At 62.4% G+C, this 20,651-nt stretch carries 25 protein-coding genes and 1 pseudogene; 2 read left to right on the forward strand and 24 right to left on the reverse strand.

Translation table 11 applies throughout. The annotated features are described in order from the left end of the window. The first annotated feature begins 130 nt into the window (after positions 1 to 130). Positions 131 to 1,249: a cytochrome D ubiquinol oxidase subunit II gene (locus tag VM99_13515; GenBank protein ID AKJ99038.1), complete on the forward strand. Its 1,119-nt coding sequence runs from the start codon at positions 131 to 133 to the stop codon at positions 1,247 to 1,249. A gap of 44 nt (positions 1,250 to 1,293) precedes the next feature. Here the strand turns inward: VM99_13515 and VM99_13520 are convergent, their stop codons facing one another. The 24 genes and pseudogenes from VM99_13520 to VM99_13635 all read right to left on the reverse strand — a co-directional run bounded on the left by VM99_13520 (position 1,294) and on the right by VM99_13635 (position 19,725). After that, on the reverse strand, positions 1,294 to 1,761 hold the full coding sequence (locus VM99_13520; GenBank protein AKJ99039.1) for a recombinase RecX: 468 nt from the start codon (positions 1,759 to 1,761) through the stop codon (positions 1,294 to 1,296). Between the two features lie 8 nt (positions 1,762 to 1,769). Continuing rightward, positions 1,770 to 2,822, reverse strand: coding sequence for a recombinase RecA (locus VM99_13525; protein ID AKJ99040.1), 1,053 nt, complete (start codon positions 2,820 to 2,822; stop codon positions 1,770 to 1,772). Positions 2,823 to 2,905: 83 nt separating this feature from the next. After that, entirely contained in the window at positions 2,906 to 3,406 is a 501-nt protein-coding gene (locus VM99_13530; GenBank protein AKJ99041.1) for a damage-inducible protein CinA, read from the reverse strand. A gap of 71 nt (positions 3,407 to 3,477) precedes the next feature. Then, positions 3,478 to 4,014 carry a lysozyme gene (locus VM99_13535; protein ID AKJ99042.1) on the reverse strand — a complete coding sequence of 179 codons (537 nt, stop codon included), beginning with the start codon at positions 4,012 to 4,014 and terminating at the stop codon, positions 3,478 to 3,480. Then, the gene (locus VM99_13540; protein ID AKJ99043.1) at positions 3,996 to 4,559 is read right to left on the reverse strand and encodes a lysozyme; all 564 of its coding nucleotides are present in this window, start codon (positions 4,557 to 4,559) and stop codon (positions 3,996 to 3,998) included. Before VM99_13540 ends, VM99_13535 begins: the two co-directional genes overlap by 19 nt. Positions 4,560 to 4,580: 21 nt before the next feature. Beyond that, positions 4,581 to 5,015: a hypothetical protein gene (locus VM99_13545; GenBank protein ID AKJ99044.1), complete on the reverse strand. Its 435-nt coding sequence runs from the start codon at positions 5,013 to 5,015 to the stop codon at positions 4,581 to 4,583. 13 nt (positions 5,016 to 5,028) lie between these two features. After that, a pseudogene (locus VM99_13550) lies at positions 5,029 to 5,940 on the reverse strand (tail protein). A 25-nt stretch (positions 5,941 to 5,965) separates the two neighbouring features. Beyond that, positions 5,966 to 6,475, reverse strand: coding sequence for a tail fiber assembly protein (locus tag VM99_13555; GenBank protein AKJ99045.1), 510 nt, complete (start codon positions 6,473 to 6,475; stop codon positions 5,966 to 5,968). After that, the gene (locus tag VM99_13560) at positions 6,472 to 7,635 is read right to left on the reverse strand and encodes a phage tail protein (GenBank protein AKJ99046.1); all 1,164 of its coding nucleotides are present in this window, start codon (positions 7,633 to 7,635) and stop codon (positions 6,472 to 6,474) included. Before VM99_13560 ends, VM99_13555 begins: the two co-directional genes overlap by 4 nt. 11 nt (positions 7,636 to 7,646) lie before the next feature. After that, the gene (locus VM99_13565) at positions 7,647 to 8,246 is read right to left on the reverse strand and encodes a phage tail protein (GenBank protein AKJ99047.1); all 600 of its coding nucleotides are present in this window, start codon (positions 8,244 to 8,246) and stop codon (positions 7,647 to 7,649) included. Then, complete coding sequence (locus VM99_13570) at positions 8,234 to 9,274, reverse strand: baseplate J protein (protein ID AKJ99048.1); 1,041 nt, start codon at positions 9,272 to 9,274, stop codon at positions 8,234 to 8,236. Before VM99_13570 ends, VM99_13565 begins: the two co-directional genes overlap by 13 nt. Further along, complete coding sequence (locus tag VM99_13575; protein ID AKJ99049.1) at positions 9,264 to 9,662, reverse strand: phage GP46; 399 nt, start codon at positions 9,660 to 9,662, stop codon at positions 9,264 to 9,266. The genes VM99_13570 and VM99_13575 overlap by 11 nt, the downstream gene beginning before the upstream one ends. Then, entirely contained in the window at positions 9,662 to 10,171 is a 510-nt protein-coding gene (locus VM99_13580; GenBank protein ID AKJ99050.1) for a phage assembly protein, read from the reverse strand. The genes VM99_13575 and VM99_13580 overlap by 1 nt, the downstream gene beginning before the upstream one ends. A 124-nt stretch (positions 10,172 to 10,295) precedes the next feature. Continuing rightward, the gene (locus tag VM99_13585) at positions 10,296 to 11,336 is read right to left on the reverse strand and encodes a baseplate protein (GenBank protein AKJ99051.1); all 1,041 of its coding nucleotides are present in this window, start codon (positions 11,334 to 11,336) and stop codon (positions 10,296 to 10,298) included. A 3-nt stretch (positions 11,337 to 11,339) separates the two neighbouring features. Continuing rightward, on the reverse strand, positions 11,340 to 12,578 hold the full coding sequence (locus VM99_13590; GenBank protein ID AKJ99052.1) for a 2-hydroxyacid dehydrogenase: 1,239 nt from the start codon (positions 12,576 to 12,578) through the stop codon (positions 11,340 to 11,342). Continuing rightward, the gene (locus VM99_13595) at positions 12,565 to 14,139 is read right to left on the reverse strand and encodes a tail protein (GenBank protein ID AKJ99053.1); all 1,575 of its coding nucleotides are present in this window, start codon (positions 14,137 to 14,139) and stop codon (positions 12,565 to 12,567) included. Before VM99_13595 ends, VM99_13590 begins: the two co-directional genes overlap by 14 nt. 130 nt (positions 14,140 to 14,269) lie before the next feature. Further along, complete coding sequence (locus VM99_13600; protein AKJ99054.1) at positions 14,270 to 14,566, reverse strand: ArsR family transcriptional regulator; 297 nt, start codon at positions 14,564 to 14,566, stop codon at positions 14,270 to 14,272. Next, on the reverse strand, positions 14,563 to 14,910 hold the full coding sequence (locus VM99_13605; protein ID AKJ99055.1) for a phage tail protein: 348 nt from the start codon (positions 14,908 to 14,910) through the stop codon (positions 14,563 to 14,565). Before VM99_13605 ends, VM99_13600 begins: the two co-directional genes overlap by 4 nt. Before the next feature lie 66 nt (positions 14,911 to 14,976). Further along, positions 14,977 to 16,473, reverse strand: coding sequence for a tail sheath protein (locus VM99_13610; protein AKJ99056.1), 1,497 nt, complete (start codon positions 16,471 to 16,473; stop codon positions 14,977 to 14,979). Beyond that, positions 16,473 to 16,655: a hypothetical protein gene (locus tag VM99_13615; GenBank protein AKJ99057.1), complete on the reverse strand. Its 183-nt coding sequence runs from the start codon at positions 16,653 to 16,655 to the stop codon at positions 16,473 to 16,475. The genes VM99_13610 and VM99_13615 overlap by 1 nt, the downstream gene beginning before the upstream one ends. After that, positions 16,652 to 17,236 (reverse strand): prophage PSSSM-04, encoded by a 585-nt coding sequence (locus tag VM99_13620; GenBank protein AKJ99058.1) that lies wholly within the window; start codon positions 17,234 to 17,236, stop codon positions 16,652 to 16,654. Before VM99_13620 ends, VM99_13615 begins: the two co-directional genes overlap by 4 nt. 103 nt (positions 17,237 to 17,339) lie before the next feature. Then, complete coding sequence (locus VM99_13625; GenBank protein ID AKJ99059.1) at positions 17,340 to 17,690, reverse strand: pyocin R2, holin; 351 nt, start codon at positions 17,688 to 17,690, stop codon at positions 17,340 to 17,342. Positions 17,691 to 17,747: 57 nt separating this feature from the next. After that, positions 17,748 to 18,329, reverse strand: a complete 582-nt coding sequence (locus tag VM99_13630; GenBank protein ID AKK01749.1) for a dockerin — start codon at positions 18,327 to 18,329, stop codon at positions 17,748 to 17,750. Positions 18,330 to 18,990: 661 nt separating this feature from the next. Beyond that, the gene (locus VM99_13635; GenBank protein AKK01750.1) at positions 18,991 to 19,725 is read right to left on the reverse strand and encodes a transcriptional regulator; all 735 of its coding nucleotides are present in this window, start codon (positions 19,723 to 19,725) and stop codon (positions 18,991 to 18,993) included. A gap of 535 nt (positions 19,726 to 20,260) precedes the next feature. On the opposite strand from VM99_13635, the gene VM99_13640 reads away from it, so the two are divergent. Next, the gene (locus VM99_13640; protein ID AKJ99060.1) at positions 20,261 to 20,614 is read left to right on the forward strand and encodes a hypothetical protein; all 354 of its coding nucleotides are present in this window, start codon (positions 20,261 to 20,263) and stop codon (positions 20,612 to 20,614) included. The last annotated feature ends 37 nt before the right edge of the window (positions 20,615 to 20,651 follow it).

A 20,651-nucleotide genomic window follows, 5' to 3' on the forward strand; every position in this document is an offset into this window, starting at 1 on the left:
TCTGACGAGCGGCGCAGCGCATCCATGCCTGCATCCAGCGGTTGCCAACTGTCACTTTTGAGCGCCATGATCAAGACAGCAACGATCGGGGCGAGGATCTGGATTCGTCCTGCCAAGAAGGAGAAGTTGAATGCCTTATAAACCGAATGACCTGCTCAGTCGTCATTTTGAAAACCACGGCCACGACCTCATCCACAAGGTTGAAGAACAACTCAACCTGGTCTCACCCAACAGCCCGAACCTTCCCATCTATCGCGACATGATCCTGACCGTACTGCGTATGGCACAGGAAGATCACAACCGCTGGAATGCCAAGATCACCCTCCAGGCACTGCGGGAACTGGAACACGCCTTCCGCACGCTCGAACAGTTCAAGGGACGGCGCAAGGTGACCGTCTTCGGCTCGGCTCGGACGCCGATCGAGCATCCCCTGTACGGCCTGGCCCGGGAACTCGGGGTGGCGCTGGCGCGCTCGGACATGATGGTCATCACCGGTGCCGGCGGCGGCATCATGGCGGCGGCCCATGAAGGCGCAGGACGCGACCACAGCCTGGGGTTCAACATCACCCTGCCATTCGAACAGCACGCCAACCCGACCGTCGAAGGCACGCCGAACCTGCTGCCGTTCCACTTCTTCTTCACCCGCAAACTGTTCTTCGTCAAGGAAGCCGACGCGCTGGTGCTCTGCCCGGGCGGCTTCGGCACGCTGGATGAAGCCCTTGAGGTATTGACGCTGGTGCAGACCGGCAAGAGCCCGCTGGTGCCGGTGGTCCTGCTGGACATGCCGGGCGGCAAGTTCTGGCAAGGCGCCCTGGATTTCATCCGTGAACAACTGGAGGAGAACCGCTACATCCTGCCCACGGACATGAAACTGATGCGCCTGGTGTACAACGCCGAAGACGCCGTGGAGGAGATCAACCAGTTCTATCGCAACTTCCACTCCAGCCGCTGGCTCAAGCACCAGTTCGTGATTCGCATGAACCACAAGCTCAGCGAACAGGCGCTCCAACAGATGCAGGTGGCCTTCGCCGACCTGTGCCTCAATGACTGCTTTCATCAGCATGACTACAGCGACGAAGAACACGATGAGGCTCGCTTCAGCCATCTGACGCGACTGGCCTTTACCTTCAACGCCCGCGATCACGGTCGTTTGAGGGAACTGGTGGACTACATCAACATGGCAGAGAACTGGGCCGAACCCACCCAGAAGGTCCAACCCCTTACATGGGAGCCGATCAAGGCGACTTGAGCCCATAAAAAAAGGCCCGCTATCGAAATAGCGGGCCTTTTTGTTCAATCATCCAGACCGCGACCGCTGAACAAACGGTTGATCATCTCCATGGAATACCCCCGATATGCCAGAAATCGCCCTTGCTTAGCGCGTTCCCGTGCATCGATGGGCAAATGCCCGGAAAACTTGCGGCGCCAGGTGTCCGTCAATTGCTCTTGCCAATCGATACCGCTTTCGCGCAGGGCGAGTTCGATATCGGGGCGTTGCAAACCCCGTTGGCCCAGCTCCTCGCGAATTCGCAACGGACCGTAACCGGAGCGGGCGCGATACGAGACAAAGCTTTCAAGGTAGCGAGCTTCCGACAGCAGGCCTTCCTCGGTCAAACGGTCGAGGGCCGTGTCGATCAACTCATCGGGCGCACCGCGCTGACGCAGCTTACGCGTCAGCTCGACCCGCCCGTGCTCGCGCCTGGCAAGCAGATCCATCGCCGTTCGCCGCACCGCGACGAGGGTATCGAGTACGACGGTCATCGAGTCGATCAGATGTCAGCGTCAGCCAGGTCGTCAGCGGTCTCGCGGCTGGCCACTGCCTTGACGTCGGCAACCGGGCTCAGCAGCTTGTCGCGCAGTTGCTTCTCGAGGGCCGCAGCGACTTCCGGGTTGTCCGCCAGGAACTTGGCCGAGTTGGCCTTGCCCTGACCGATCTTGGTGCCGTTGTAGGCGTACCACGCACCGGACTTCTCGACAAAACCGTGCAACACACCCAGGTCGATCATTTCGCCATTGAGGTAGATGCCCTTGCCGTAGAGGATCTGGAACTCGGCCTGACGGAACGGCGAAGCCACCTTGTTCTTCACAACCTTGACGCGGGTTTCGCTGCCGACCACTTCGTCGCCTTCTTTCACCGCGCCAGTACGGCGGATGTCCAGGCGAACCGAGGCGTAGAATTTCAGCGCGTTACCGCCGGTCGTGGTTTCCGGGCTGCCGAACATCACGCCGATCTTCATGCGGATCTGGTTGATGAAGATCACCAGGCAGTTGGCGTTCTTGATGTTACCGGTGATCTTGCGCAGGGCCTGGGACATCAGGCGAGCCTGGAGGCCCACGTGCATGTCACCCATTTCACCTTCGATTTCAGCTTTTGGCACCAGGGCGGCAACGGAGTCGACGATGATCACGTCAACCGCGTTGGAACGCACCAGCATGTCGGTGATTTCCAGGGCCTGTTCGCCGGTGTCCGGCTGGGAAACCAGCAGGTCGTCGACGTTGACGCCCAGCTTGCCGGCGTATTCCGGGTCCAGGGCGTGTTCGGCGTCGACGAAGGCGCAGGTCGCGCCGGCTTTCTGGGCCTGGGCGATCACGGACAGGGTCAGCGTGGTTTTACCGGACGACTCAGGGCCGTAGATTTCAACGATCCGGCCTTTTGGCAGGCCGCCGATGCCCAGCGCAATGTCCAGGCCCAGGGAGCCGGTGGAGATGGAAGGAATAGCCTGACGGTCTTGATCGCCCATACGCATTACGGCACCCTTGCCGAATTGACGTTCGATCTGACCCAAGGCCGCAGCCAAGGCTTTCTTCTTGTTGTCGTCCATTAAAGTCCTCACGTAATCAATAAGGCCTGGCGGCCAACACCTGTATAAGTAGCCAGTATTATTCCACAGGGATTGAAGATCGCCTACCCCTGATTTGAGATTTCTACCGAGGCATGCTGCAGCAGCCCCTCTAGCGCGGCCTTCACCGTTTGTCGGCGGACCTCATCCCGGTTGCCCGGGAAAAAGCGCTGCTCACTGATCACCGTCGCGCCAACGCCCCAGGCCAGCCATACGGTGCCCACCGGTTTGTGCGGTGAGCCCCCGTCGGGCCCGGCCACGCCGCTGACCGCCACGGCAAACCGCGCCAGGCTTTTATGCTGGGCGCCCTGGGCCATGGCCTCGACCACCTCGCGGCTGACCGCCCCCACCGTCTCGAACAAGCCGCTGGGTACATTCAGTTGCTGGGTCTTCTGGCGATTGGAATAAGTCACGTAACCGGCCTCGAACCAGGCCGAGCTCCCTGGGATCCGCGTGATCGCCTCGGCAATCCCGCCCCCGGTACAGGACTCGGCGGTGGTGACATGGGCATTGAGCAACTGCAAGCGCCGACCCAATTCAGCGGCCAGTTCGGTAATGTCGTCCACGGTGCTCTCCAGATTCGACGCGATGAAGGCCTACCGTACACGAGCGGTCGACGCTTGCAAGGCTCGCCGGATTACCGAACCAAGGCCCTGACGTAGGCCTGGCAAGCCTGCAGGGCGATCAATCCGCGGTCGCCGGCGTCGGTGATGGCGATAATTCGTTGAGCATGCGCCGGGTCAAGTCGGGCGCGTGGGGCGCCATGATCCATGCCGCTGGCGCCGGCGGCGGCAGGCAGCGCACAGCCGCCGGGGGCATCGCTGGCGTCGAGGAGGACTGACAGCCGGACATCGGCAGTAGCAAGGCGATCGCGCAGGCGATCCTGGTCACGTTGGGCATCGCTCAAGGCTCGGTAGTGGGTTTGTTCGCTGGCGGCAAGCCGTTGTTCCAGGACGAGGCGCTTGTCTTGCTCGGCCTTGTGTTGCGTCGCTGCTGCCTGGGCCAATTGATTCAGCGTCTCGGCCCGGGACTGGGCCATTTGCGCCAACTGGCGGCCATAGCGCCAATCCTGGAGCCGCCATGCCAGGGCCGCCGGCCCACCGGCCAGCAGCATCAGCAAGGCAACGACGCCGAAGGTGCGCAAGGAAAACGGCATCAGGCCGAAGACTGGCATAGCACCGCCCTCGCCCGCGCCCAGAGCTGCAGACGATCCTGCAGGCCGTTCAAACCACCGTTGATGCGCCGGGTAATGCTGTTGAACTGGTCGCGATCGGCCAGCTCGTTCAAGCCGTTCTGTTCCCAGAACCAGGCGGCGGATTCGCTGGCCCATTGCGGCTGTTCAAGAAGCTCAGGCAAGGCCAGCAAACGTGCATCGCCAAACAGCCCCTGACTGCAGCGAAGGTAATTGTCATGGCCGGTAATCTGGATCAGACCTCGGCCGCGATACTTCTGGCCGTCGCCGTCCGCCACCGGCGTATTGCCCAGGCGAGCGGCCAACGCGCCAGTGTCGTATTGGCTTAGATAGGCCTCGCTGCCGAGTTCGCGCACGTACCGTAACTGCCCCGACTCATGGCCGATCTGCGCCAAAAACGCAGCAATGCGTTTAGGCGTATCGATACGGTGGCGGGACATGGCGGTGTTGAGGGCTGGAATGAAAACGCCCGCTTGGGAGCGGGCGTTGGGCATGATGAGGGCAAGTTGTGCTTGTGTGATGTCCATAGCCTGACCATCGAAAAAACATTACTGAAATGGCGTCGCCAGCCAGGGCGGCGCAACAGGTCGGTGCTCAGCCGCCGGAAACAGCTCGTCCTGCGGCCACTCTCGCAGGGCACGTCGATAGGCCTGCAGTTGTGTGTACTGGGCCTGGTCCAGCGTTGTGCCGCCTCCGTCATCCATCTCATCGCGATCGCGAGCCACGAGCCGGTCGGTGGCGTTGAGCTGAGCATCGCGCCAGTGTGTCTCGCTGATGATTTGTGCCTCGACCTTGTTGACCAAACGCTCGGACAAGACCGGATGCCCGTTGGTATCCGACGCTATGGACCTGTTTAAAAAAGGCGCTGCGAACAACCCGTTGTAGGTGTGCTCCGAAATCTCGACGGCATCTTCAGGAAGCTTCCCGAAATGGTCGATGGAGTTGTAAAAGCCACCCGTGGATGGGGCGTAAAAAAGCAACATGACGATCTCCTTTTCAGTAGCCAATCGCCCGCCAGAGGCCAGTCCAGTTTGAGTAGGCGCCGTTATAGTCCCGACCATACAGCCTGAACTGACTCAGCGAAGCGATGGAGACACCGAATGCCGCACAGGTGGGGCCCCCGTCGGTCACGGTGATGTTCCTGACGGCGTTGGGAAACGACATCGGAAACGTCACCAGCACACCATTGGCATCCGCGCCGCTCGATGACACGCCCCATTGCTCGATCACGTAGCCCGTCGGGCTGGTGGTATCGGGAATCCGCTTCCAGCCATTGGGCTGCAACGATGAAGACGACATGGCCGAATACTTCAGGGCCGCCGTGCCGCCAATCAGGCGCCATTGGTTGCTGAGCTTGATGAAGGCTGCCGTTTCTCCCAGCCCAATGCTGATGACGCCCTCCGCGCCATTGGACCCGGACAATCTGTCGGCCGCCGAAGACGTTGAAACGGTCACGACGCCATTGCCCGCGTTGACAATCAGGACCGTAGCGCCCTGCAGGATTCCCGCGGTCGCTGGCAACTTGGCAGTCACCGGGGTTTAGCTGGCGAAGCTGGCGACGCCCCCCACATCCTTGAGCGTCAGCGTGGTACTGCCGGCATACACGTCAAAACCGCAATACTGGACCCCATTGCGAACGACAAACTCCGTGGTGGCCACGCTCTTGTCGTTATCGAACTGCGGGGCGGTCAGAAACAACCCGCCGCCACGCAGCGCGGATAGCAATTGATTGTAGGTTTCTTCCGATGGCGTGATCCCCGCGGCCTCGATCACATTGATTATTTCCTGCGTGACGCCATTCCCCCAACTGGCCGGAATCAAGGACCCCGGTGTCCCCGTCAGGGGATTTTCATCGACAAACCTGCCGCCCACCAAGCCCGCGCTGGGCACACTTTTTGGATAATCCATGTTATTGCTCTCTCTAAGATCAGGCTCAGGCGCGGACTGTCAGCGCCCGGATAGCCGCCAGCACCTCATCAGCGGCCTGGTTGGCCAGATCCGCATGACCTTTGGCAAGGTGCCCTTGGATCCGCGCCTTGGCCTTGAGGCGCACCTCACGTAGCGCCAGCAGGGTCGCTTCACATTCAGTGGCTTTGGCGAGTATCTGATCGGCCGCCTGCCTGGCGGTGCGCCCTCTGACAACCCACGCAGAAACGGCCAACGGGACGGCTTTCTTCGGGTAGCCTTCATCCTTGAAAGCCTGCGCTTGCACAGCGGCTTGTTGGTACTCCAAGGCCCGCAACGGATCGCCGACCAGTGTGCGCCGTGCGCTGTCGGCAGCGGCATCGACACAGGCGCTCAGGCGCTCGACTTCCTGGCGCAACAGCTCGGCCGCACGCTCGTCATTGAACACCCACTTGCCGTCCTCCCAGGCATGGGCGGGAGAAGGCGGAGGCGGACGAAGCCCATCTTCGTACTCATGCAGTTCTTGAATGACTTTCATCGGATGATCTCCCAGGACAGGTGGACATTGACTGCGTTGATGAAGTTGACGCCGATACCCACGCTGTAATCCGTCAGCGCCTGGTGTCCCTTGATCCCCATGCTCAATAGCAGCTCGTCACTGTCAGCGATCGTTGCGCCTAATGTGTGCTCGGCCTGGTACGACTGCCACAGCGAACGCGACTGGGTATGGTCAAAACTGGCCGTGACCGTGGACACGCTCACGTCATTGACGACGTTGTTGGAGAACAACACGCACATGTACGGGCTTGAAGGGGTTGCCCAACCCACGGCATTGTTGCCAGGCGTTGTCGCAACGGGAGACAGGTAGCTGTAGTTGCCTCCAAGCCATCCAGTTTGGACGAACGCCAGCGAGGTGACGGCGTTCGGCGCGGGGGTCGGATTGCCGGCCACGAGCCGCGCTGCACGAGCATGCGGATCCAGTGGCAGATACACCACCCCCGTGCCATTGACCGTTTGTGTCCAAGTCAATTGAGCGCGGTTGTAGATGGCGCGAACAGTCGGCGCGGAACCTGGCGTCCCGGTCATGACCCACGCCAGGCACATGTCCAGGGGGGTGGACGCGAATCCGCCGCCGGACGCGCCATTGACAGTGCCCTTCAAGGATTCCGGAGGGAGGTCATACAGGCTGCCACGCTGCATATAGAACGTCAGCACACCGCCTATGACCTGCGCTCGTAGAAAATAACTGCTGCTGGGCAACAAATCGGCGCTGCTCCAGTTTGCCGTCAAGTAGGTACGTGACCGCCCCAACCGCCCACTCAGCACCTCTTGTCCGAGGCTGATGTATGTACCCGCCGGAATCGAGACACGACCGCCGCTGGTAGACAGTGCTACCGGGGTTATGGCCAGTCGGGCGTCCGCCGTGGCAATCGTTGGCAGCGGTAAAGCGGCGATCGGAAGAGCGAGGTCCTGGTTCCAGCCCTTGGCCGTGACCGACTGAATCGCCTCGAGCAATTGATCATTCTGGGTTTCATCTGGCGTCAGATCCCCCGCCTTGATGACATTCACGATTTCCTGGGTCACGCCATTGCCCCAGGCTGCCGGAATCAAGGAGCCGGGCGTGCCGGTCAGCGGGTTTTCATCAACGAACTTGCCATTGACCAACCCGGCGCTGGGTACACTTTTTGGATAATCCATCTTTCTATTCCCTAGTCATAATTGATGTGAACCTTCGTGTGTGCTGGCGCACTGCGGTGGATCAGGCACTCCAGGGCCGAGCCCGGGTTGACGCCAAAACGCTCGCCCCAGTAGCTGGCACCAAAACGCCGGCCGAGCAGCAGGCGACCGCCGGTGTTGAGGGTCCACATGAACTGTGCCTGCCAGGTGCCGAAATGGGCTTCGCCGAACCGTGCACGGCCCATGCGAGGTGCCTTGTGCTCGGTGATGGTGGCGTTGGGGTAGCCCTGGCTCCTGGCGATCTCCACGTAGTACGCGATGGCTTGGCTGCCGACCGCCAGCAAGCGTCGACGCACCGCCAGGCGGCGATCGTCATACAACGGTGTGGCGCCCAGGCAAGGGTCTGGCAGGTTCATCACCCGCTCCCAATCCGGCACCAGTTCGCTCACACCCGCCGGGTCCATTTCATGCAACAGATCAGCAGCACGCGCATCGAGACGCGCCAGTTCCTGGGCGATGCCGTCAAGCACCTGCTCCAGTTCCGGCACTCGTTCCGGGTCCCAGGCGGGGCCGCTGGGCAGCAGGCTGCGCAGTTGGGCCTGGTACTCGCCGGCGGTTCTTATTCCAGCCATACGCAGCCCCCGAACGTCAGCAGCTGATTGCTGGCCGCGGTCACATCGGCGCTTGGCGCACTCAACTTGTGATCGGTTTCGCCCGTGGCGCTGCTAATGGCTTCGGCGATGTGGGTCAGCAACAGCGTTTCGCCGAGGCCGGCTTCGCGGTTGTGCAGGTCGCGCAATTGAGCCTCGATCGCCGCGCGAACCGCGCTGGTGTCAGGGGTGATACGCAGCCGGTAGGTCACCGGCACCTGCGTCGGCGCCAGCACATGCACTTCGGCGGTCACCGGGCGCAGCGGTTCGATATGGGCCCGGACCTCTTCCAGTTGCTCGGCATTGGGAATCGGCTGCGGATCATCGTCACGCATGACGAACAGGCCGACGGTGCCGGGTCCCAGATAACTGCCGCGGCACCAGGCGCGGGTGATACCGGGGCACTCCAGGGCCCAGGTTTCATAGTCTTGCGCCGAGCCGCCGTGGGGAATGATGCGGTAGGAACGGATCACACGCGCCCGCAGGGACTCCAGGCTTTCCCGGGCGACCCCACCGGTGAGCCCCGGCGCCAGCACGGTGAAGCTGCTGCCAATGCCGAGGATCGGCTGCACCGGCGCAAGGACCAGGCCGGCGTCGGCATTGCCCAGGCTACCAGCCTCCAGTGCGACAACGGTGGTGCTGTTCAGGCCATTGCCGGTGGTGCGGGCGGCGGTCACTTTGTAGGTGCGGCCATCGGTGGTTTGCAGCAGCGTGTCGGCATCCAGCACCGCACCGGCGTTCGCCGTGAAGCTGACTGTGCCGCTGGCCGCCTGGGCAGCTTTACGCGCCTGGTTCAGGCGCAGGGCGGCAATGCGCTCCAGGGTCGACTCGTCGGCTTTGTCCGGCAGAATCTGCTCGGCGATCCAGTCCAGGTAGCCATACAGGCCATAGGCGGCGCCACCGAGGGTGCGGGCCAGCACCTGAGCATCGGACTGGCGCAGCGAATCGCTGGCCAGGTCGCTTTGGGCGCGCTTGATCAGCACCGGCAGCGAAGGGGTTTCAAACGGCATAAGTCACCTGCCAACTGTTATCGGGGTTGATATCCAGGCGCTCGCCGTTGGCCAGGGTCAGGACCGTGCGCAGGTTCAGGCGCTGGGCGTCAAGGCGTTCGCTGATGAGCTCGACAGCGCTGCAATGGCCATCGTCGATCAGCCATTGCAGCGCCTCGCGGGCATAGAACTCGGCGTCGAGCTGGGTCTGGCGGGTCAGCTTGACCCGTCGCAACAACCACAGCCGCGAGCCGATACGGTCATCGGCGACCGTGGGAAAGGTGTCGCCCCACCAGCCGAAACGCTCCTCGTCATCGACGGCGTCGTCGTCAGCGGCGCGGCGCCAGGTGAACAGGCTGATCAGCACCGAGCGGGTCAACGCGGCGTGCAGGTTCTGGCTGATGAACATCATTGGCCTCCCGCCGGCGCACCGGTCTGGCCATTGCCGGCCTGTACGCCGACATGCACATGCTTGATCTGGCTGATGCCACCGGCGATCTGGTCGCCCTGGGAAACAATCTTGCCGGTGTGGTTGATGACGGGGCTGTCGATGTTCACCGCGCGGCTGGCGCGGATGTTCAGGGTGGCGGTGTCGATGTCGATCACTCGGCCGCGCTTGAAGTGAATCCTGTCGCCCTCGTCGGTGTAGATCGCCACTTCGCCGGGGGCCAGCGCCTTGAGACGAAAGCGGCGGTCGGCAACCACCAATACCACCGCGTGGGACCGGTCGCCGCCCAGGAAAGTCGCAATGCCCTCCGCGCCGGCGAGGGGGTTGCTGGTGAAGCCGTAGGGTTCGAAGTGCTCCATGTCGTCGTTCACTTCGCCGGCAGTGAGGCGCATCTGCAGCGACTGCAACTTGGAAGCCGAATTGGCGAGCACGACAGTGCCGCGCGCCAGGAGGCGGGTCAGTAGGCTCATTGGGGTTCCTTCGGAAATCGGGTGAGAGCGGCTTGGGCGCCGGTCAGGGTGGGCGGTGGCTGTACCGCCGCCTTCGCGGGCAAGCCCGCTCCCACAGAAGAGGTGTGCTGGACGGAAACTGTGCTCAGGATTTGGGCTTGACCGGGTTCGCGTCGAAGGTATGGGGCGGGGCGACTTGCAAGGTGGTGACAGAGCCTTGGGCAGACAGTGAGTAGGTCACCTTGGAAATCAGCAGGTCGCCGTCGAACCCCAACACCGGATCGATCACCCGCACCAGGGTATTGTGCCGCCACAGGTCGCCATTGGCCTGGCGCCAGCCCTGCACGCGGTAGGTGGTGGTCAGGGCCCGGCCGGTACGGATGGCGCTTTCCCAGTCGGCCCGCTGCTGGGCCAATTCAAAGGTCAACTGGGCACTTTCGCTGATCAGCGTCACCCGCTTGCGTTTGAAACTCAAGTCAGTGGCCGTGCCCGACACCTCGCTCACGGCGGTTCCACTGCGCTGGTCATTGCCCTTGTGCTGGCCGATGACCCGGTATTCGGAGAACACCTGGCTGTAGTCCCTCGGCGCGTTGCCCGAGAGAATGTTCTTGCCCAACTCCAGCACATCACTGGCCCGCCCGCCGCTGCCGGGCTTGGCCAGCAGCACGCGGCCCTCGGCGTCGTCGGTGGAAAACACCCGGAACAACGTCAGCAAGCGGTCGATGGATTGGAAGACGGTTTCTCCCGGCACGATGCTGTGCTCGCTCAACCGCGCGGTTTCCGGGATTTCACTCACCACGCCCACGCCGTATTGCGACGCCAGGGCCTGGACGATGCTCAGCACCGTCTGCCCGCGCCATTGGGTCGGACGGTTGATCGCCGCGCAATCCACCAGATCCTGGGTCTTGGACCCGCCTTCGATGCTCAGCGTGATCTGGCGCCCGTCATAACTGATCGGGGCCTTGAACACATAGCCACTGAGCAACAGGTCGGCACCGATGCGCACCTGGCATTCATCACCGGGACGAATCGGCACCGCCTGGGTCTGCCCCGGCCATTGCCAGGTGATGTCGAGTTTGAAGGTGCGGAACTGACGCTCCAGGTCCGCGCTGATTTCCACGCTTTTCCAGCCGCCGTAGTCCAGCCCGCCGACGGTGAGCGTGACGCTATTGTCGAGCTCGCTCATGGCTTACTCCCCCGAGACTTTCAGGTTGTTGGGCGGCAGGAAACCGGGGTGGGCCACACCGTTGCGCTGGATAACTTCGGTGACCCGGGTGGCATCGGCGAATTGCTGATAGGCCACCACCAGCGCCGGCAGGCTTTGCTTGAACGACAAATTGATCAGCCGTACGCCCGACGACGCCACTGCCGTCAGGTGCGCGGCCATTTGCTGACGCAGCTGGTTGAGGGCCTGGTAATGCTCCGGGTCCGCCTTGAGAGAGGCCTGCCAGATCGCTTCGTTGAGAGCATCGCGCAGGGCCAGCACATCATCGGCCACCGGCACGTCCCGCCGCTGGATCGGCTGCACGGCCTGCTGCGCCACCGACGGGGTGGCCCCCAGCTTGACCACCGGCGCCGCCACGGGCATCGCCGCGATCCATTGCGCGGCCTGCACCAGCAGCGTGTCCTGGACCAGGTCGGCCAGGGCCTGGGCCGCCGCCGTGGTGTCCTTGCCGGTGGTGAGCTTGGGCGCGTCCGCCTGGCGGATGGCTTCTACCTGTTGCGACACGCTGGCAATCACGCCGCGGTAGCCGTCACGGGCAAAATCCTTCAACTGGCGAACATCCCCCAACAACCCCTTGAACTCGGCCACCACCTCCTTGGGCAACGCTTTCACGGCCTTGACCAGGTCGTTGATCTGCCGATAGGTCTCGATCAACGGCTTGAGTTCCTGTTCGATCACGCCGTACACCTCCTTGAGGCTGTTGCGCAGGTCGGCGATGCCGATCCGCGCGGCCTTGATCAAGCTCATCGCGTCTTCGAAACGGCGCACCGCCGAACCCAGGAAGCTGTCGGCGGACACCAGCAACAGTTTCTGGCTGTTGATCGCCGCCGAAGGGAATTGCAGCGGCTGGTCGGGATAGAACTTCAAGGCAAACGTCACCAGCCCTCCGTCCTGGCGGGTCTGGGTCATGTCGCACTCGCCCACCTTGACCTGCATTCGTCCCAACCACGGATGCACCAGCTCGCCACTGCCCTGCTCCAGAGCCTTGAGCAACTTGTCGCGCTGCTCCAGGCAATCGGCGCCGACAATGAACGCCGTCAGCTCATGAATCTTCGCCTGCTGGCCCAGCCCTTCGAAAAACGGCTGGTCGCGCTGTGGATACTCATGCAACTGGCCCTTGTGGCCGACCGGGGTTTTCGCCTGGTCGACCCAGAACCCGACGCCGCGAAACGACGCCGGCAACAAACGGTCACGCCAGCTCATTGGAGCCTCCTGTGGAAAGTGAGCGGTAACCGATGCGCGAGCTCACCGCCAGGCCGGGTTGATTGGTTTGCGGTGGCTCGGCGCGCAACCCGGCCGGCGCGTTTTCGAAGCGCACGGTCAAGCCGCCTTCGAGTTGCGTGCGGTTGTTCGCCGCGCTTTGTTGCACCAACGCACTGGAGGTTTGCCCCAGTGCGCCGGGCGTCAGCGAGGCGTTCGCCGGGAGGTTGCCAGGCACCGGTGCCAGGCTGGAGGACAGCCCCGGGGCCGGTTCACGGGTGCCACCAAAAAACGCCGGCGCCAGCTCGCCCTTGCCCTCGGCATTGGTCTTGCGTTGCGCTTCGGTCAGCCCTTGAACCTTACCGGTGAACGTGGTGATGACTTCGCCAAAACCTGTGTTGAAAAATGCTTTGATCGGCGCGAGCACGCCCTGCAGCTGGTCCCACCACTGGCTGAACCACTCCCCCACCGGCCCCCACTGTTTCATGAGGCCCTCGATGGGCGACCAGTCGAACAGCCCGCCGAACACCGTCAGCATCATCGACACCTGGCTGCGCAGGCCTTCCCAGATCCCGGCGAAGACGTCCACGAGGGTGCCCCAGTTGGCCATGATCAGGCCCAACGGCGTCCAGTTGAACAGCCCTTGGAGCGCGTCCATCACCGGTACCGTCAAGGCCCTGAGCAGATCCCAGATGGCCGAGAACAATCCGGTCAGCGGCCCCCAGTTGTTGACGATCAAGCCCAGGGGCGACCAGGCGAACAGCGTCTGCATGAAACCGATGACCGGCGTCGCCGCCGCCACCAGCACATTCCACAGCGCGCCAAAGAAACTGCTGATCGGCCCCCAGTTGCTGATCACCTGCCCTAGCGGGGTGAAGGCGAACATTGTCTTGAAGAACTCGGCCATCGGCACGACGATGGGCGCAAGCCGTTGCCAGAGCCCAGCGAAGAACGCCGAAATCGGCTCCCAGTAGGCGATGATCATCCCGGCCGCCAAGGCGATACCCATGGCGATCAGGCCGATGGGGTTCATCTTCAAGGCCAGGTTGACCACCTCGAAAGCCTGGCTCGCCCCGTTGACGGCGGTCTGGATCGCGCTGAACGCCACGGCGCCCGCCGCCAGGCCTTGTACCAGTTGCGGGTTGTCCTGCAGCACCTGGGTCACGCCGCTGATCATCGGCTGCAGGCCGACCGTCATCGCATTGACCGCCGGCCCCAGCGCCGTGCCGAACTGCAACGACACATTGCTGATGGAAGTCTTCAATCCATCCAGGCTCTGTGCCGCCACGCCAGGCGCGGCGGGCGCCTGGACGGCGCCGACCGCCGCGTTCACCCCAGCAACTTCACCCTTGAAAGCCGCCGCCGATCGGAGGCCTTCCATGAATGGCTTGGCGATCCCGCCGTCCGGCAGCAGTCCGGAAATATCCAGGCTGCCGAGGCCGGTGGCATCGAGGTTCTGCTTGAAGCCCTGGACCTTCGCCCGCAGGCTGGCCAGCTTGGGCGACAGCTCGTCGATGCCGGTCAGCAGCAACGCTTTTTTCTCTACCTTTTGTGTGTCTGCCATCACTGCACCTGCTGCATCGCATTGATCCGTTGCGCGTGCTCCAACGACTCACGGAGCACATCCAGTGGCCTGGCCATCATCTGTTCGGGGTCAACCTTCCAGAACCAGGCCAGGTCATAGGCGGCGGCGATCAGGTCGCCGATGGCTGCGACGCCGCACTCATGAAAAAACTCGCGACGGCCCAGCTCAGTGCGTTGAGGTCTGCCAGGTCCAACTGGTTGACCGACGACGGCGGGATGCCGGCGCAGACTGCGATGTATTTGGCCGCGACATCCATGTCCAGGCTCACCTCCTCGCTCTTGTCGATCTTGTACGGCAGCGCCTTGATCGCCCGGACCTCCTGCACCGTCGGACGGCGCAAGGTCAGTTCGTTCAACGGTTCGCCGTGGGCCTCGATGGCCACGTGCAACGTCACGACATCGGTCATTGCCAGGTCCCCTTGATGCCTTCGAATTTCAGCTCGAGGGTGGCGTCGTCACCCTTGGACACCGGCTCTTCCACCAGGTAGGCGCCGGCCAGCACGTAGACCTTGCCGTTGTTGAACTCGCAGGTGACGGTCATGTCGGTGCCGGCCACCAGTTGCTTGAGCGGGAAATCCGCGGTGTGCAGCGCCGTCACCTTGAAGGACGGGGCAATGTCGGTTTCCTTGTAGAAACCCGGCACGACGGTTTCGCGTTTGGTGAACATCAGTGGCGCTTCGCAGCCGCCGTTGATGGTCAGTTGAGCACCGTCCACTTTGACGTAGCAGGTACCCGCAATCAGTTGACCCATGGTGTTTCTCCTTCAAATAAAAAGCCCACGCGCGGTGGGCTGGAATCATCCAATCAAACCCGACACTCAAGCGGCGGCGTCGTACTGCAGACGGAACTGGTTGAGCAGCGCGAACACCCGCAGGCCGTTGATGTAGTCCGGCGGGAACAGCACATTGACCCGGCTCGGATCCTGGCTGTCGCGCTCGACGATCAGGTGCTCGGCGAACAGCTCGGCGTTCTCCACATGGCCTTCCAGTTCGAGCTTGGCGTACTGGGCGATCAGCTCGCCGCGAATCGTGCTCGGGGTCACGATGGGCTGGCCGGCGCCGAAACGCGTGCCATCGGAGGCCAGTTTGTGGCGACCGTACTTGCTGGTGATCACGCTTTGCAGACGGCGCACGATGAAGGCCGACTGGTGCAGGGTTTCGCTGTCCAGGTAGGAATTGTCAGCCTGGCCGAAGGCATTTTTCTGATACGTGGTGATGGAGCGCTGGATGCGCACGTAGCCGCCTTCGTAGTAGGCCGTCGCGATGCCGTAGTTGAGCAGCGACTGGCGCTCGGTCAGGGTGAAACGCTCGCTGGCCGGCGCAGGGTCCAGGCCTGGCAAGCTGCCGCTCTGGGTCGGACGGCTGGCGTCAGCCGAGATGAACACAGCGGTACGGGCGGCCAGCGCGGCGGCCTGGACCCACGACGGTTGCGGCACGCCCGGCTCGAGGGCCTGGATGGTCATGTGCTGGTCGTTGCGCGCCTGGCCGGCGGCGACGAGCGTGCCGATGGTCCCGCGCTTGGCGCTGTAGACATGGCCGAACAACTGCTTGGCCCAGGACCAGCGACCGGTGCTGTCGTCCATGACCGCTTGCCAGGTATTCAGGCTCGACAGATCGGACCACGGCATGGCGATGAACTCGAACGGCTCGTCGCCCAGGGCCGCGACGGCGGCGGTCTGGTCCGGCACACCAGCGCCGCCGGTCATGGCGGTGACGGCAGTGGTCAGGCCCGCAGGGGTATCTTCGCCATTGCTCTTGCCCAGGCGATTGAATTGCAGGCTGATATCGTTGCCGCCGTCGCCGGTCCATTTGGCGTTGAGGGTCACGACACCGTCGACGGCCGCAGCGCTCACCGGCAGGTCGGCCGTCGCGTTGACTTTCAAGGCCAGCGCCGTCGCAGCCTGGGCGGCGGTGGCACCGTTGGCGATGGCCGCCTGGACGCGTACGCCACCCACGTACAGGTTGAGCACACCGCTTTGCGTCGCGGTGCCGGTGAGGGTCAGCACGCCCTTGGCGATGGCGCCTTCGACGTTGTGCAGCGGCAGGCACCAGATTTCGCCGAGCGGGTCGGTCTTGCGCCAGGTCTCGTACATCGAGGCGAGCATCGAGCCCTGCCCGCCGATGCTTTTGGCCAGGGCAACGCTGGAGACCAGCACCAGCTTGCCGACTTGCTCCGGGGCAACGTTGTCGTTGACCTGGGCGACGATCAATCGGCGCATGGACGACGACGCGCTATTGGCGGCCGAGTTGTCCATCTCGGCGTAGAACAGCGGAACACGAATGTCCGCGGGGATGTTGCTGAATCCGATCGCCATTATTTGGCTCCCTGTGGTTTGGCCGCTTTCACGGCTTTGGTAGTGATATCGCCATCGGCCAGACGTCGACGCCACCAGGCGTTGTCCGGCACTTCACGGCCCTCGAGGGGCAACAGATCGTCCGCTTCCGGGTCCGGTACGGCACGGCCCGGGGCCGGCAGCACGGTGATGCGTTTGCTCATGGGGTTACGTCTCCAGAGAAAGTCAGTTCCAGGCGCCCGTCGGGGCCGGGACGTTTGAGGTTGGGGTCCGCCGGGTCGATGGCATCGACCCGCACGGTGGCCCCGGTAAAGGACGACAAGCCGTCCAGTTCACGTTCGTGCCAGCTTTCGGCAAGCTGGCTCGTCAGGTTGCGGCCCAGCTGGAACTGCGCGAAAAAGCGCAGCCGGAACAACGCGTGGCCGCCAATGGGGGAAATCAGTTCGCTGCCGTCGTATTCGATGCCGGTGTAATCGGCGCCGGGCTTGAACCCCACCAGCGCACGCCACAACTCGGCACGCAGGTCGTGCTGGCCATCCAATGCGGTCGCCACGTCACTGGCCTCGAGCACCAGCACAACATCGAAACCATCACGCACCGTTTGCAGCGTGACGTTCTGCGCGGTGTTCGGGCTGGCCACATCCGTGGTCGGCAGCACATAGGCGCAAGGGACCGGCACGGCGGCGCCCGTTTGCAGCGCGGCGAGGTCCAGGGCCGCGAACACTCGATTGGCAAGCGTCGGGCATTGCTCACGCAACTGCGTGAGGATCGGCGTGATCTTCATGGAGAGTGCTCCAGTGATAGGCAAGTAAAGTCAGAACGCGGTGGAAGGGCTTGCTTGCGCGAGCGGTGGGGCAGTTGGAGCAGAGGTTGGAGGTGTTTTGTGTCTACGGCTGATCGGGATGAGAGTCGCGGTCGGCAGGCCCCGCTACCCCAATGCGCTTGGCTACCCAACGCTCATAAAGACCGATGGCCACATCGGCCCCGGCCATGGCGGTCAGGCAGCCGAAGGCGCAGGCACTCCAGATCGACATGCCCAGGGCATACAGCAGCATCGTCGCCGAGACGCCGCACACCACGCAGGCGCCGGAGCGCAGGACCACGCGGCGCAGCAACGACCAGCCGCGGGCCCCCTCCTTGTCGGCACGCCACATCTCGCCGGACACCCCGCCCACCAGGGCGAGCACGATGACCAGCCAGATCGGCATGTCCAGCAACGCTTGTTGCTCGTTTGTCATTCACGCCTCCGGGGGGTGATGGTTGATGGGGTGGGCAATTGCGGCGCGGACGGTGTTTTACAGCCGCTCGACAATGACGTTGTCGATAAAGGCGAAATGAGCATTCGGATCCTGCTCATTCCAGAAGCTCAATGTGGTTTGAGCGCTCACCGCGGTGAACTCGTAGGTTCGGGTTTCCCATACGGTCGCATCACTGGTGGCGACAGGGGTGTCGAAACGGGTGGTCTGACCGGCTACCTTGACGTTGATGATGCCGGTCCCCGTGCGGCCCACGTACTTGGAACTGCCGGCACTGAACGTCAGGCGATATCGTGCACCTGCCACCGTGTCGATGTTTTGCTGGATACCACCGCCGTTTTGATAGGTGTAGTTGGCGAGGTCGACGCTCATGGCCCCTTCAGCGGCGACCGAACTGCCGATGGCAGCCCTGACATTGATGTATTCCACGCCCGACAGGAACGTGGTCCAACCGTTCACGAAGTCGGCTTGGGCCGGGGTATTGAGTACGCAATCATTGCCACAACCAGGGGTTTCAAAACTGCCGTTCACGACCAGGTTGGCCGCGAAGGCGGCACCGCTCGCCGCCAACAGCACGGTGGACAAGACGAGCGAACCGATAAGACGTTTGATTTTTTTCATGCTTTCACCCAAAGAGTCGATGTTTTTGCGCGCAGCATTGCGCATTCATTTCGCTCAAAGGCGATGACTCGAGGCTCACGGCCTTCACATGATTCAACGTCCCGCATCGGGAACATTTGATCTGGAGTTCGGTGTTCTCGCCCACACGGGCCAGAAGTCGTTTGCAGTGACCGCACCTGAAATCCTTCAGCATGGAAAGCCCTCCATTGGCGGCGGTGATGTGTTGAACGCGCCTCACGGCGCAGGCATTCCAAAAAGCCCGGTTGCCCAGGCTTTTCAGTAATGCGCTTGATCTTTCGGCGCGACTGGCGCGGTACGGATCCATTCAAATTGTTCCTCCGACCGCGGCCCCTGCCCGCCGGATAACTGCTTCTGGTGCTTTACGCTGCACACCCGGGCCAGTTGCCAACCCTCTGAACCGTTGAGGCCGGTTCATCGCTGCCTGTTTGGTGAAACTAAAGAGCGGTTGTCGCCAGCCGCTTTGTCGAGCGGCTTGGACACAGGTTATGCATGTATGCATATACAGTCAATGCACAAATGCATTTATTTATGCAGCATAAATGCACCAACGCATCAAAGGCCAGCGAATGCAGGGCTCAGAGGGTTTTCGGGAGCGAAAAAAAACCCGCACAACGGCGGGTTTTATCTGACAGGGGAAGGGTTAGCGGGCGTACATGCCCCACCAGAAGACATGGCCAAGAATGACGATCTGCTCTTCCTGCATGTCCTGGAAGCTGTAGTCCTCATCCGGATGTTCATCGCGATTGAAGCTGCGCAAGCGGATACCGGTGGGCAGTCGATAAAGCTGTTTGACCCGCAGTTGGCCATTGTGATTGATGGCGTAGAGGTCGCCGTCGACGATGTCGCCGATGCTGCACCGAGCCACATTCACCCCGACCGTGGCGCCGTCGCGCAGCACCGGCAACATGCTGTTGCCGCGTACCGTCACGCATTTGGCCTGGTCGAACTGCACGCCGTTATGGCGCAGGCTGCGCTTGCCGAAGCGCAGGCTTGAGCGCTCGCTCTCTTCGATGACGAATCTTCCTGATCCAGCAGCCAATTCAACCTCACGCAGAAAAGGGACCGACACCTCGTCTTCCTCGACGGGGGTCTCGTCGTCCCACAGGCTTATGTCCTTGAGCTCGGCATGGGACTCGTCGCGACGACTGCCGCCGGCAGCGGCCACATCCGCGCGCCCGCGCAACTGGTCGGTGCTCACGGAGAAGTACTCGGCGATCTTCGAGATGTGTTTATCCGAAGGATCGACGATCTTGCCGCTGAGGATCCGCGAGAGGGTGGACTGGGGCACGCCAGTACGCCGGTGAAGCTCCGTGGGGGAGATCCCGTGCTGGTCGAGCAGTGCTCTTAATACGGTCGAAACGTTGCGTTTTTGCATAATGCGCATAGTGCTTGTTCTTTTTGCAGAAAACAAATGCTGTTTCGCATAAATATGCAATTGCAGCCTTTGCATTCATTGTGGCGAGGGAGCTTGCTCCCGCTGGGTTGCGAAGCAGCCCCCCTTTTGGGAGCGCTTCGCACTCAAGCGGGAGCAAGCTCCCTCGCTACGGAATCGCCCTACATACCCTTAGGAAAAGGCTCCGCCCCCGTCCTTCAAATGCGCGGCACCAGGCTACATCGCCTTGCGCCTCGGCCTACAACTACGCCAGAATCCGCCGGCTCGTCCACCTTGGATCCCATCGGTACTTTAGTTCTCGTCACTGCCCATCAGTGATCGGGTTTAGTCGCTCGGTACTCCAAGGTGCTCACTGCTCCATTAGTCAGGTATCCCATCCCTGTACTTGATGGTGGCTGTGCGCAGGGCGCCCTCGGGCGCGCCGGTTCCTTGGATCCCCGGTCGACTAACCTGCGTACAGCTGCCACCCCTCGTTTAGTCGCGAGTGTGTGGTGGCTCAACTCCAAGGATCCATAGAATGCCGAAGAACACTCCAAATCTCCCTGACGATCACGTCTCCCGCAGCCAATCGGCCAACGCCAAGAAACTCGACGAAGCCGCCACCCGCACCCTGGACTATTACCTCGAACCAAAAGCCGACAAAGAAACCTGCGACACCCTCGACACCCTTTTCATCATCGCCCCGAACATCGATGCCGAGTGCCTGCTCGCCAACCTCAGCGAAACCCTGGCCTCGGCCAACGTCATGGTCAGTGACCTGGCGTTCGACCTGGAGGGCTCGCGGCGACATATCGCGCCGGGGGGCCAGCAGATGATTGAGCTAGGGCAATTGCTGGCGAATCGGGCGTTGGATGTGGTTGAGGTGAGGTAGGCATTCATGATGCAGTCCCGGCGAGGGGGACGTGCCC

The organism is Pseudomonas chlororaphis (assembly GCA_001023535.1).
GTDB classification, from domain to species: domain Bacteria; phylum Pseudomonadota; class Gammaproteobacteria; order Pseudomonadales; family Pseudomonadaceae; genus Aquipseudomonas; species Aquipseudomonas chlororaphis_E.

Bases quoted from the DNA above. Each gene is read 5' to 3' on its own strand.
- VM99_13545 (AKJ99044.1), bottom strand. From the start codon at position 5,015: ATGTTGCTTTTTTACGCCCCATCCACGGGTGGCTTTTACAACTCCATC.
- VM99_13610 (AKJ99056.1), bottom strand. From the start codon at position 16,473: ATGGCGATCGGATTCAGCAACATCCCCGCGGACATTCGTGTTCCGCTG.
- VM99_13575 (AKJ99049.1), bottom strand. From the start codon at position 9,662: ATGTTCATCAGCCAGAACCTGCACGCCGCGTTGACCCGCTCGGTGCTG.
- VM99_13565 (AKJ99047.1), bottom strand. From the start codon at position 8,246: ATGGCTGGAATAAGAACCGCCGGCGAGTACCAGGCCCAACTGCGCAGC.
- VM99_13615 (AKJ99057.1), bottom strand. From the start codon at position 16,655: ATGAGCAAACGCATCACCGTGCTGCCGGCCCCGGGCCGTGCCGTACCG.
- VM99_13640 (AKJ99060.1), top strand. From the start codon at position 20,261: ATGCCGAAGAACACTCCAAATCTCCCTGACGATCACGTCTCCCGCAGC.
- VM99_13600 (AKJ99054.1), bottom strand. From the start codon at position 14,566: ATGACCGATGTCGTGACGTTGCACGTGGCCATCGAGGCCCACGGCGAA.
- VM99_13620 (AKJ99058.1), bottom strand. From the start codon at position 17,236: ATGAAGATCACGCCGATCCTCACGCAGTTGCGTGAGCAATGCCCGACG.
- VM99_13560 (AKJ99046.1), bottom strand. From the start codon at position 7,635: ATGGATTATCCAAAAAGTGTACCCAGCGCCGGGTTGGTCAATGGCAAG.
- VM99_13535 (AKJ99042.1), bottom strand. From the start codon at position 4,014: ATGCCAGTCTTCGGCCTGATGCCGTTTTCCTTGCGCACCTTCGGCGTC.
- VM99_13555 (AKJ99045.1), bottom strand. From the start codon at position 6,475: ATGAAAGTCATTCAAGAACTGCATGAGTACGAAGATGGGCTTCGTCCG.
- VM99_13570 (AKJ99048.1), bottom strand. From the start codon at position 9,274: ATGCCGTTTGAAACCCCTTCGCTGCCGGTGCTGATCAAGCGCGCCCAA.
- VM99_13630 (AKK01749.1), bottom strand. From the start codon at position 18,329: ATGAAAAAAATCAAACGTCTTATCGGTTCGCTCGTCTTGTCCACCGTG.
- VM99_13525 (AKJ99040.1), bottom strand. From the start codon at position 2,822: ATGGACGACAACAAGAAGAAAGCCTTGGCTGCGGCCTTGGGTCAGATC.
- VM99_13625 (AKJ99059.1), bottom strand. From the start codon at position 17,690: ATGACAAACGAGCAACAAGCGTTGCTGGACATGCCGATCTGGCTGGTC.
- VM99_13635 (AKK01750.1), bottom strand. From the start codon at position 19,725: ATGCAAAAACGCAACGTTTCGACCGTATTAAGAGCACTGCTCGACCAG.
- VM99_13520 (AKJ99039.1), bottom strand. From the start codon at position 1,761: ATGACCGTCGTACTCGATACCCTCGTCGCGGTGCGGCGAACGGCGATG.
- VM99_13590 (AKJ99052.1), bottom strand. From the start codon at position 12,578: ATGAGCTGGCGTGACCGTTTGTTGCCGGCGTCGTTTCGCGGCGTCGGG.
- VM99_13515 (AKJ99038.1), top strand. From the start codon at position 131: ATGCCTTATAAACCGAATGACCTGCTCAGTCGTCATTTTGAAAACCAC.
- VM99_13605 (AKJ99055.1), bottom strand. From the start codon at position 14,910: ATGGGTCAACTGATTGCGGGTACCTGCTACGTCAAAGTGGACGGTGCT.
- VM99_13580 (AKJ99050.1), bottom strand. From the start codon at position 10,171: ATGAGCCTACTGACCCGCCTCCTGGCGCGCGGCACTGTCGTGCTCGCC.
- VM99_13540 (AKJ99043.1), bottom strand. From the start codon at position 4,559: ATGGACATCACACAAGCACAACTTGCCCTCATCATGCCCAACGCCCGC.
- VM99_13595 (AKJ99053.1), bottom strand. From the start codon at position 14,139: ATGGCAGACACACAAAAGGTAGAGAAAAAAGCGTTGCTGCTGACCGGC.
- VM99_13585 (AKJ99051.1), bottom strand. From the start codon at position 11,336: ATGAGCGAGCTCGACAATAGCGTCACGCTCACCGTCGGCGGGCTGGAC.